At 70.8% G+C, this 11,113-nt stretch carries 7 protein-coding genes; 4 read left to right on the top strand and 3 right to left on the bottom strand.

The features are described 5' to 3' along the window. Window positions 1-368: 368 nt before the first annotated feature. Window positions 369-1,547, top strand: coding sequence for a P1 family peptidase (locus VT85_RS00325; protein WP_197491011.1), 1,179 nt, complete (start codon window positions 369-371; stop codon window positions 1,545-1,547). Between the two features lie 21 nt (window positions 1,548-1,568). On the opposite strand, the gene VT85_RS00320 is transcribed toward VT85_RS00325, so the two are convergent. Next, window positions 1,569-2,939 carry a Calx-beta domain-containing protein gene (locus VT85_RS00320; protein WP_197491010.1) on the bottom strand — a complete coding sequence of 457 codons (1,371 nt, stop codon included), beginning with the start codon at window positions 2,937-2,939 and terminating at the stop codon, window positions 1,569-1,571. Between the two features lie 526 nt (window positions 2,940-3,465). On the opposite strand from VT85_RS00320, the gene VT85_RS00310 reads away from it, so the two are divergent. Then, complete coding sequence (locus VT85_RS00310) at window positions 3,466-4,752, top strand: hypothetical protein (RefSeq protein WP_156512587.1); 1,287 nt, start codon at window positions 3,466-3,468, stop codon at window positions 4,750-4,752. A 591-nt stretch (window positions 4,753-5,343) separates the two neighbouring features. Next, entirely contained in the window at window positions 5,344-6,453 is a 1,110-nt protein-coding gene (locus tag VT85_RS00305) for a tetratricopeptide repeat protein (protein ID WP_156512586.1), read from the top strand. On the opposite strand, the gene VT85_RS00300 is transcribed toward VT85_RS00305, so the two are convergent. Beyond that, window positions 6,408-7,733: a UDP-glucose dehydrogenase family protein gene (locus VT85_RS00300; RefSeq protein ID WP_068409131.1), complete on the bottom strand. Its 1,326-nt coding sequence runs from the start codon at window positions 7,731-7,733 to the stop codon at window positions 6,408-6,410. The genes VT85_RS00305 and VT85_RS00300 overlap by 46 nt on opposite strands. A 401-nt stretch (window positions 7,734-8,134) precedes the next feature. Between VT85_RS00300 and VT85_RS00295 the strand changes: the two genes are divergently transcribed. Continuing rightward, window positions 8,135-9,925: an aspartate kinase gene (locus tag VT85_RS00295; protein ID WP_068409129.1), complete on the top strand. Its 1,791-nt coding sequence runs from the start codon at window positions 8,135-8,137 to the stop codon at window positions 9,923-9,925. A 129-nt stretch (window positions 9,926-10,054) separates the two neighbouring features. Here the strand turns inward: VT85_RS00295 and VT85_RS00290 are convergent, their stop codons facing one another. After that, window positions 10,055-10,552 carry a hypothetical protein gene (locus VT85_RS00290; protein WP_068409127.1) on the bottom strand — a complete coding sequence of 166 codons (498 nt, stop codon included), beginning with the start codon at window positions 10,550-10,552 and terminating at the stop codon, window positions 10,055-10,057. Between the last annotated feature and the right edge of the window lie 561 nt (window positions 10,553-11,113).

Genomic DNA, 11,113 nt, shown 5'->3' with positions numbered 1-11,113 from the left:
TTTCCGTGCGCCTCTCCCGACGCCCGGCCGAGACCGCCCCCTGGATCCCGGCGTCGGGAGCGGTCGTGGAGCGCCCCTTCGATATTGGTCGGATGCGTATATTCATGGCTCCTTGTCGGCATCCCCATCGCGTCGACCGTTTCGTTGGTCTATCTTAGGTTCGTCACCCGCCTGCCGGCGCGGGTCCGAAGCCTCGTCTTCACGGCCGCCGCCCTCGCGGGGGTGGCGAGGCTCGGGGCGCGTCATCATTCGCTCTGCGGATGGGGCGGCGAGGGCGCCGGATCGTCTTCCGGGCGGCCCGATTCCGCTGCCCGGACGCGACGGCCGAAGTGTCAGGGAGCCGGAACCCAAGCGAGGAGGGAATGCGAATGGCTGTTCGACGTCGTCTCGGGATGTTGTTCGTGGCCGCCTGCGTCACCCCGCTCGCCGCCGCCGGCGAGCCTCCGGCGCGTCCTCGCGCCCGCGAGCTGGGCGTCGCGCCCGGGGTGTTCGAGACCGGGACGCACAACGCGATCACCGACGTGCCCGGCGTGAAGGTCGGGCAGACGACGATGATCGATGGGGATTCCATCCGCACCGGCGTCACGGCGATCCTGCCGCACGGCGGGAACCTCTTCCGCGAGAAGGTCGCCGGCGCGGTCTTCGTGGGGAACGCCTTCGGGAAGCTCGCGGGCTCGACCCAGGTGAAGGAGTTGGGGACGATCGAGACGCCCATCGTGCTGACCAACACGCTCTCCGTCGGCGCGGCGGTCGACGCCGTCGTCGCCTACACGCTGGAACATCCCGAGAACGTCGCCGTCCGCTCGGTCAACGCCCTGGTCGGCGAGACCAACGACGGCGGCCTCAACGACATCCGGGGGATGCGCCTCCACCGCGAGCATGTCGTGGACGCGATCAGGCAGGCGGCCGACGGCCGGGTCGCCGAGGGGAACGTCGGCGCGGGGACGGGTTGCGAGGCGTTCGGATGGAAGGGGGGGATCGGCACGTCGTCGCGCAAGCTGCCGACCCGCTTCGGCGGATGGACGGTCGGCGTGCTGGTCCAGGCCAACTACGGCGGCGTGCTGACGATCGACGGCGCGCCGGTCGGGAAGGAGCTGTCCCGCCACGCCTTCCTCGCCGCGGCGGACGACGCGGCGGGGCTCCAGGAGAAAGGCCGCCTCAACGGCGACGGCTCGTGCATGATCGTCGTCGCGACCGACGCACCGCTCGACGCCCGCGACCTCGAGCGCCTGGCGGCGCGGGGGGTGTTCGGCCTGGCCCGCACCGGCTCGTCGTTCTCCAACGGCAGCGGCGACTACGCCATCGCCTTCTCCACCTCCCCCGAGTGCCGCGTCACCCACGGCGACGATCGGCCCCGCCCCCGCGCGACGCTCCCCACGGACGCCGTCTCCCCGCTCTTCCAGGCCGCCCTCGAAGGCGTCGAGGAGGCCGTCTACAACGCCCTCCTCCGCGCCGAGAGCATGACCGGCGCGAACCGCCGAACCGTCGAGGCGATCCCCATCGAAGGCGTCCGCGACGCGCTCAAGAAGTACCACAGGATCCCCTGACGCGTCGCGGCCCGATCGCCGTCAGCCCGTGACGGCGACGGAGTCGGGGTTCGCGGCGTTCAGGCGGCGGTAGCCGGCGCTGGTCCAGAGCCAGAGCCCGGCGGCGCCCTGGTCGACGAGCAGTCGGTCGCCGCCGAGGCTGGGGACGAAGGAGTCGACGGCGGTGGAGCTCAGCCGGACGAACTGGGACTTCGCCGACCACGACCACAGGCCGAACTCGCCGAACTCGACGAACAGCTTGTCCCCGCCGATCCGCATCGAGCGCGGGTCGGCGTCGGTGAGCTTGCGCCAGCCGACGTTGCCGGTCCAGCTCCAGAGGCCGGTGGGGCCCATGTCGGCGTAGAGGACGCCGGCGGCGGCGGCGAGACCCTGGGGGTTGGAGTCGCCGAGCTTCTTCCAGTTCTGGTTGGCGGCCCAGCTCCAGGTCCCGCTCGCGCCGTAGTCCAGGAAGAGGACGCCGTCGGCGGCGGCCATCGACTCGGGCGCGAGGTCGTTGAGCTTGTACCAGGGGAGGGCGTCGCCGTATCGCCAGAGGCCGCCGTGGCCGAAGTCGATGTAGGCGGCCTGGCGGTCGACCGTGATCGCCCGGGGGTCCACTTCGCTCAGGCGGGACCAGCCCCGCGATTCGCTCCACCGCCAGAGGCCGCCGGAGCCGAAGTCGGCGAGCAGGACGTCCTCGGAGCGGTTCCAGTCGTCGTTCACGACCACCATGTTCTGGGGGTCGGCATCGGTGATCCGCCGGCTGCCGCGGAGCGCGTCCCACTGCCAGAGGCCGCGGACGCCGAGGTCGATGTAGGCCATCCGGTTCGAGGAGGCGACGACGGCCTGGGGGTCGGCGTCGAGGATCTTGCGGAAGCCTTCGGAGGTGGTGAACGTCCAGAGCCCGGAAGCGCCGAAATCCAGGAGGGTCAGGGGCTCCAGGCTCGCCGGCTCGTCATCCTTGATGTTGACCGTGGCGATGGAGACGGCTCCCAGCCCGGCCCCCCCCTGGGGATCTTCGAGGACCACCCGGAACGACTTGAAGAGCGCCTCCGCGATCGAGTCGTCCCCGATGGTCACGGTGAACGTCGCCTTCGACTCGCCGGCGGCGAACGTCAGCGTGGTCGTGAGGGCGGCGTAGTCATACCCCGGAAGGGCCGTCCCCGCCACGGTCCTCGCCCGCACGGTCGCCGGGGAGGAGAGGTCGCCGGTCCGGATCGCGGTGAGCTGGACCCGGCCCGCCCCCTCGGCGACGACCCGGGCCGTCGCCGTGTCGAACTCGATCAGCGAGACGATCGCCGGGGGCTCCGCGCCGAGCGTCCCGGGGCCGGACATCATCCGGCGGTCTTCCAGAGAATCCAGGGCCAAGGTCCGCGGGGCGCGACGACGCGCCCGTCCCTGAGTCCGCAACATGCTGGGGCTCCATCCTGGTGTGCGACGAACGAATCGACCGAGCGTGCTCATCCCGACGGACGTCTCGCCCGGCCGCATCCCGGGGCCGACGGATTCGGTCCTCCCGGAAACTCCCTGATCGTCGGGGGCGATCTTAACGCAAGACGGCCCGCGCTGAACAGGGCCGACGGAAGCCGCCGCCTCGCGACGTCCGCGGGCTCCATGTACTCTATCGGGGAATCGGGCTCGACGGCGTCATCGCCCGGCCGTTCCGAAGCCCCGGCGCGACTCGACGAGCCTCTTGCGGGCCGACGGCCGGGGGGCGAGAATCCACCGGACACTCCGTCCTCGAATCGACATGGGAGGCGTTCATGCGGCCCTGGGCCTGGGGAATCGTCGCGGCGGTGGGATTCGCGTTGATGGTCGGGACGTACCAGGACCGCATGGCGATCGACCCCTCCGCGCCGTGGGCTTCGGCCCTGATGGCGATCGGCGAGGGGGGCCGCCGGCGGCGCCGGAAGGAGCCTCGACGCTCGCCGCGCGGGCCGTGCCGTTGCCGCTCTCCGGGCTCTCCGGAGAGTTCGCGAAGGCGATGGCGGCCGACGACCCCAAGGGCGCGGCGAGGCTGGCGATGAGCGTGGGCCCGAAGCTGATCGAACTCCCCACCCCGGAGATCGCCGCGCTCGCCCCCTGGCTCCGGTCGGGCCGGATTCCCGAGGCCGACGCCGACGAGGTCCTGGCCGGGGCCGAGGCGGTCGGAACAGACGTACAGGTCGGCGGCCGGACGCTCCAGGTCGTCGGCGCGCTCACACCGGACGTCGCCCTGTTCGCCACGTCCTACCTGGCCACAGCTGGCGCGAAGCTCGACGAGGCCCTGGCCCCACCGGAAGTCGCGACGAAGGCCGTGACGCTCATCCGCCCCAGGAATGCGGACCGCCTCGACGCGAAGCTCGGCGAACTGATCCTCGCGGCCTATCCATCCGATCGGTTCCAGCTTTTGACGCCCCGAATCCGGCCCGACGGCGTCGCCTTCGGGCTCTATCTGGCCGGCCAGTCGCTCTTCCTGCTCGGGGGTTCGGGCCTGCTGATCGGCCTGTATCGCCGCCTGGCCGCTCGGAAAAGCACGTCGATCCTCCTGACCGCTCCGCTGCGCGAGATCGCCGGGCGTCCCCGGCTGATCTGGGGGGTGCATCTGGCGTTTTTCGGGCTCTACGTCGCGGGGTCGCTGGCGGCGTACGCCTTCCCCACGGTGAACTCGTTCCTGCTGGCGGCCGTCACGTCGGAGTTGGGGGACGGGGGGAAGGGGCCGCTGGCGGCTGCGGGCCGGGCCTATCGCTCGGGGAGCATCCCCTACGCGGCCGTCGTGACGTTCCTGGTGAACTTCCCGCTCGGCTCGCTGGCCGCGATCACGCTCCCCTCGTTGATCGTTCCGGGTTCGGGCGTCCTGCTGTCGATGTTCCGCGCCTCGACGTGGGGCCTGATCCTGGGCCCGACCGAGGCGATCCTGGCCGGTCGGATGATCCCCCATACCGGGACGCTGCTCCTGGAAGGCGAGGGCTACATCCTGGCCACGTTCTTCGCCCTCCTCGTCCCCGTCTACCTGTTCGGCTCCGGGCCGATCCCCCCCGTCGAGCCCCCGCCCCCGGACGACCCGGAGCTTGCAAGCCTCGCCGAGCCGCCGTCGCCGCCGCCCCCTCCCCGGCGCGAGGGATTCGTCCGCCGGTTCGCCGGGGCGGTGGCGATCAACGTGAGGGGGAACGTCCTCGTCGCGATCGTCCTGGCCGTCGCCGCCGTCTATGAGGCGTACGAGGTCATCCGCATGGCCGGGTTCTGATCGATTCGATCCTCGACTCTTCGTCCCAATTTTCTCGGGAACCGCGCGGGATTTCCACGGAGTCTCGGCGAGTCTCTCGGAGGGATTCTCAAACGGAGGCGCATCGGGCAGGATGAAGAGGGACCATCCCCGCGGACGGAACGCAGATCAGGCGGCCTCCCATCTCTTTCCTTCCCCCCTGGTGGGGGAAGGTGGCCCGCAGGGCCGGATGAGGGGGACCATCAAGGCGGACGCACGGATGCGGCTGATGGCTCGCGTGCTCGTCGTCCCCTCATCCGCCGATACGGGCCACCTCCCGCGCGCCGGCAGAAGGGATGAAGTCGACGGCTTCCGTCATCGCGAACGTCTCGTAAACGCCGACGGCTTTCGTGCTCGTCCTCCCCCTCATCCGGCCCTGCGGGCCGCCTTCCCCCGCGAGGGGGGAAGGGATACGGGCGAGAGCCGTAGATTGCTCGACTTCCCCCAGGAATCGGAGATCCTCGCTTCATGGCTCGTCCTCGCACGCCTCGTCGCCCGATCCGAACTTCGTCCGAGCCTCGGGGCGAGGCGATATCGACCCCGTCGCCCTGGGCCGCGAGGCGGATCGGCGTCGTGGTCGTGGTCGTGATTGCGGCCGTCGCGGTCATGGCGTTCGCCTTTCTGGCGGCCCGGCCGGAGGAGCCGGGCTCGCTCCGGCGTCGGGCTGAGGCGGCCTCGGCGGCGAAGGATTGGGAGACGGCGCTGGCGCTCTGGCGGCGGGTGAACGGATCGCCGTCGGCGACGGGGGCGACCTGGCTGGAGGAGGGGAGGGCCTGCCTGGCCCTGAGCCGGGCCGCGCAGGGGGATCGGGCCTTGCGCGAGGCGACGGCGACCGACCCCAAGGCCGCGAAGGCCTGGGCGTTGAGGCTGGAGATCCTCCGCGTCGAGGACCGCTGGTTCGACGCCTCGAGGATCGGCTGGGAAGCGTTCGAGGCCGTCGCCCCCGAGGACCGCGCGGCGGTGCTCCGCGAGATGACCCTGGCCGCGATCTCCGACCTGCCCGACGACCTGGCGCGCGACACGCTCAAGAAGTGGATCGCGGCCGACCCGGAGGACGTGGAGGCCGAGGCCGCCCTCTGGCGTCGGATCGGCGGCGACCCCCGATCCGACGACCCCGACCGCCCGACCCGCCTGGCCCGGCTGGAAACGCTGGTCGCGAAGCACCCCGACCGGCCCGACGTGCGCGAGACCCTGGCGACCCTCCTGGCCGACGGCGGCGACGTGGAGCGGGGCCGCGAGGTCCTCGACGCCTGGCCCGAGGCCGCCCGCGACGCCCGGTTCGATCGGCTCGACGGCCGCTGGAAGCTGGACTACGAGGGCCGCCCGGAAGAGGCCGTCGCGGCCCTGTCGCGGGCGAGCGAGGCCGCCCCCCACGACTGGCGGACGCACTACCGCCTGGCGCGGGCCCTGACGATCCTGGGGCGTCGCGACGAGGCGGCGAGGGCGGCGAGGACGACGGCGAGGATCCGCGAGGCGCTTGACCCGATGACGCTCGGTCCGGCCCTGGAAGACGCCTTCGCGAGGCTCGACCGCCCCTCGGCGCGGGCGACGATCGCCGACGCCTGCGCCCGGGTCGGCCTGGAACGGCTGGCCCGGGCCTGGCGCGAGCTGCCGGCGGCGATCCCGCCGGCCGGGCCTCAGCCGGCGGCCGGGGCCTCGGGGACCAGGCGGCCGATCCCGTAATAGGTGAAGCCCATCTCGACCATCCGCTCGGGGTCGAACACGTTCCGGCCGTCGAAGACGACGGGGCGGCCGAGGAGCCGCTTGATGACCTCGAAGTCCGGGTTGCGGAACTCGTTCCACTCGGTCGCGATCACCAGCGCGTCAGCCCCTTCGATAGCCCCGTACGGGCGGTCGCAGTAGGTGATCTTCTCGCCGTAGATCGCGCGGACGTTGGGGATGGCCTCGGGGTCGTGGACGCGGACCTGGGCCCCGGCGGCGAGCAGGGCGTCGATCAGGACGAGGGCGGGGGCCTCGCGGATGTCGTCGGTGCGGGGCTTGAAGGCCAGGCCCCAGACGCCGATCGTCTTGCCCGCCAGGTCGCCCTGGAAATGATCCGTAACCTTGCGGACGAGGACCTGCTTCTGGGCCTCGTTGACCTCGTCGACCGCGAGCATCATCCGAGGCTCCAGCCCCCGGGACTTGGCCATGTGGACGACCGCGCGGATGTCCTTGGGGAAGCAACTGCCGCCGTAGCCGACCCCCGGATGGAGGAAGTGGAACCCGATCCGCTGGTCGTGGCCGATCCCCCGGCGGACGTCGTTGACGTCGGCCTGGTAGATCTCGCAGAGGTTGGCCATCTCGTTGATGAAGCTGATCTTGGTCGCCAGCAGGCAGTTGGCGACGTACTTGGTCATCTCGGCCGACTCCGGCGACATGACCAGGAACGGCCGGTCGGTGCGGAGGAACGGGGCGTAAAGCTCGTGGAGGATCTCGGCGACCTCCGGGCGGCGGGCGCCGACGACGACGCGGTCGGGCTTGTTGAAGTCCTCGATCGCGGCGCCTTCCTTGAGGAACTCGGGATTGTTGGCCACGTCGAACGGGACCCGGGCGACTTCCTTCATCTGCCGGGCGAGCTCGGCGTTGGTGCCGACCGGGACCGTGCTCTTGATGACGATCACCTTGGGACCGTTCAGGTTCTCGGCGATCTGGCGGCCGACGGCCCAGACGCCCGAGAGGTCCGCGCCGCCGTCGTCCCCCTGGGGCGTGCCGACGGCGATGAAGACGATCTCGGCGTCGGCGATGCCGGAGGCCAGGTCGGTGCTGAACTTGAGCCGGCCGTCGCGATAATTGCGGTGGACCAGCTCGGCGAGCCCCGGCTCGTAGATCGGGATTCGGCCCTGCTTCAGACCCTCGATCTTGTCCGCGAGCTTGTCGATGCAGACGACGTCGTTGCCGCTCTCGGCCAGGCAGGTCCCCTGGACCAGACCGACGTATCCCGTTCCGATGACTGCGATTTTCACAGGGCGTCTCTCATGCATGCTAGGGGATCGTCGCGGCGACCGGGGGAGCGGCGGCCGGGGAGGGCGGGGCCGTTCGAGCCGGGCGCGAGGGCGGGGCCGCTCCGTGGCGCCGCCTCGCGACGCTCTGGCGCGTCGCAGGCGCCTATTATGGAAAGGCCGACCCGGCTTGGCAAGTTCGACGGGCGATGCGGGGGATTCCGGCGCCGGGGGACGTCTCGCCGCCCGCCGCGCCAGGCGTTAGAATGAATCGCCCCGCCCACCCGGCCCGCGCGCGGGTGCAAGCTCTCAACCCGGGCTCAACAAACATGAGGCCCCCGACGGCCGGGACGCGGGCCGGTTCGATTCGATTCGGAACGATGGCCGGCGCGACGCCGGCCCCAAGGGCGAGACGGGAGTCGACAGTGCCATTGCTCGTGCAGAAGTTCGGCGGGACGAGCGTCGCCGATTCGGACAAGATCCTGGCCGCCGCGAGGCGCGCGATCCAGGCCCATCAGCGAGGCGATCAGGTCCTGGTCGTCGTCTCGGCCCGGGGCCACACCACCGACGAGCTCGTCGCCCTGGCGCGCGAGATCAACGACCGCCCCCCGGCCCGCGAGATGGACATGCTCCTCTCCACCGGCGAGCAGGTCAGCATGGCGCTGCTGGCGATGGCCGTGGAATCCCTGGGCGTCCCCGCGATCAGCTTCACCGGCGCCCAGATCGGCCTGGTGACGGACAGCTTCCACACCAAGGCCCGGATCCGCAACATCTCCACCGAGCGGATGCGGGCGGCGCTCGACGCCGGCCGGATCGTCATCGTGGCCGGGTTCCAGGGGGTCGACGAGAACTACAACATCACGACCCTGGGCCGGGGCGGCTCGGACACCACGGCCGTCGCCCTGGCCGCCGTCCTCGGGGCCTCGGCCTGCGAGATCTACACCGACGTCGACGGCGTCTACACCACCGACCCCCGGATCGTCCCCGAGGCCCGCAAGATCGACCGCATCAGCTACGACGAGATGCTCGAGCTGGCCAGCCTGGGCGCCGGCGTGATGCACTCGCGGTCGATCGAGTTCGCCAAGAAGTACGGCGTGCCGATCCACGTCCGCAGCAGCCTCTCCGACGCGCCCGGCACCTGGATCGTCGCCGAGACCGACGCCCGCCGCCTGGGGGTCCCCGTCACCGGCGCGGCCCTGGCGAAAGACGAGGCGCGGATCACGATCCGGGGGGTCCCCGACCGCCCGGGGGTCGTCCACCGGATCTTCCACACGATCTCCAAGGCCGCCGTCGTCGTCGACATGATCGTCCAGAACGTCGCCGTCGAGGGCCTGGCCGAGCTGAGCTTCACCGTCGCCAAGGGGGACCTCCCCGAGACCATCGCGGCCGCCGAATCCGCCGCCGAAGCCGTCGGCGCCGCCGGCGTGCAGCACGACGCCGAGGTCGCCAAGGTCTCCGTCGTCGGCCTGGGGATGCGCACCCACACCGGCGTCGCCACCACCATGTTCGAGGCGCTCGCGCGGGAGGGGATCAACATCCAGATGATCACCACCAGCGAGATCAAGATCAGCGTCCTGGTCCCCCGCGCCAACGCCGCCGCCGCCCTCCGCGCCGTCCACAAGGCGTTCCTGCTCGACGAGGTCCACGCCGAGCCCGCCACGCCGTTCGCCCCCCCCCCGGCCGGCAAGCGGCCGATGAAGCTGGTCCCCCTGGCCGACCCCGACGCCGACCCCGCCCTGCCGCAGGGGATGGAAGACCTGGTCATCGCCGGCGTCGACCTGGATGAGACCCAGGCCAACGTCTCGCTCTTCGGCGTCCCCGACGAGCCCGGCTACGCCGCCAAGGTTTTCCAGGCCATCGGCCGCGCCGGCGTGTTCGTCGACATGATCGTCCAGAACGTGAGCCTCTCCGGCGCGACCGACCTCTCGTTCACCGTCCCCCGCGACTCCGCCGAACGCGCCGCCGAGGCCGTCCGCCCGTTCGGCGGCGGCCAGATCGCCATCGAGCCCAACCTGGCCAAGCTCTCCGTCTCCGGCGTCGGCATGCGCACCCACACCGGCGTCGCCACCGCCATGTTCGGCGCCCTGGCCGACGCCTCCATCAACATCAAGCTCATCAACACCAGCGAGGTCCGCATCAACGTCGGCGCCGACGCCGCCGGCGGCCGCCGCGCCCTCCAAAGCCTCCGCAAGGCCTTCGCGCTGGACGAGGAGTGAGGGGCGGGGATCGTTCGACGGACCCGAGACGCCCCGGCGCACGGCCGGGGCCGGGTCTCGACTTCCTCCCCGACCCACAGGGAACCGCCGTGACCGCTGTAGTCCGCGCCCCGGCCGTCGAAGCGGCGGTCAGGTCGCTCGACTGATTGCGGTCTCGACCGCGGCCACGGATCGATCGAGCGCCTGGGCCAGGGTCTCGCCGAGCCGCAAGCCGTCGGCCCCCGCCGTGGCGGCCGCTAGACGGGTCGCGAATCCGAGGTAGTAGTCGGTGAGCCAATCCGGGTGCGGGTCAGGGATGGGGATCGGCGGCCACCACGGCGGAAACTTCGGCGGCCTCGGGGGAGTGGGGCACCAGTCCTCCAGGTCGCGCAACGCGACGCTGAGGTCCTGCCCGAACCGCTCGCTCAACCAGACGATGCGGATGAATTCGGACGCGATCGCGGCGCCCAGCTCGTGGGGCGGCAGCGGTTGGGGGTTGAGCGCCACCCTGGAGAAGTAGCTGAGCGGCCCCTGAGGGATGATGTCGTAGATGGCGGGAGTGCGACGCCCGATGATCGCGAGAAGCCGGCCGTCGATGGAAAGGCGTCTCCTCTTCTTGGCGGCCTGCTGCTGGGTTGCTTCTTCCATCCGAAACTCCTGTGGGACGATTCCCGATGCGGGGTCGGCGCCTGACGACTCGGCCGATCAACCGGAAGACCGGTATCCAAGCCGCCGCCATTCGCAGCGCCAGGAGAAGGAGCGCGTTCGACGACGCGCATCCACGATGATGAGCCCGGCTCGCCCAGTGACGCGGGTCAAGTGAATTCCCGCCGAGGCGCGACCGTCGAGATCGACGAAACGAGGCGCGATCAGCGACCGCGAAGCTGCTCGGCTCCTGCGCCTGAGTGGAGGCCGACGCCTGGCGTCAAGGAGACGACCGAATCCTTGTGTGAGAAATGGCGATCGTGATGTGGGTTCTCGCCACAGCCATGATGATTCACCATAAATTGCGTTAATTCAAGAGAAATCAGGAATAACACCGGAAATTACCGTCGTTTTTAGACGACTTTAGATCTTTGATGAATTCCAGGGCGAGGCCGGCGTCCTGCAATCCCTCCCATCTCACGGCGACCAGGCGCAACGGCTCCGCCTCGGGGAACGTCCGCTCGCGGTCAAGGACGTCCTCGGCGATCAACTGCCGCGAGCCGA

It is taken from the genome of Planctomyces sp. SH-PL62, assembly GCF_001610895.1.
Classification (GTDB): domain Bacteria; phylum Planctomycetota; class Planctomycetia; order Isosphaerales; family Isosphaeraceae; genus Paludisphaera.
This window is presented reverse-complemented; position numbering and strand designations above follow the sequence as displayed.

Coding starts and splice junctions, on each gene's coding strand:
- VT85_RS00325 (WP_197491011.1), top strand. CDS start 369: ATGGCTGTTCGACGTCGTCTCGGGATGTTGTTCGTGGCCGCCTGCGTC.
- VT85_RS00320 (WP_197491010.1), bottom strand. CDS start 2,939: ATGTTGCGGACTCAGGGACGGGCGCGTCGTCGCGCCCCGCGGACCTTG.
- VT85_RS00290 (WP_068409127.1), bottom strand. CDS start 10,552: ATGGAAGAAGCAACCCAGCAGCAGGCCGCCAAGAAGAGGAGACGCCTT.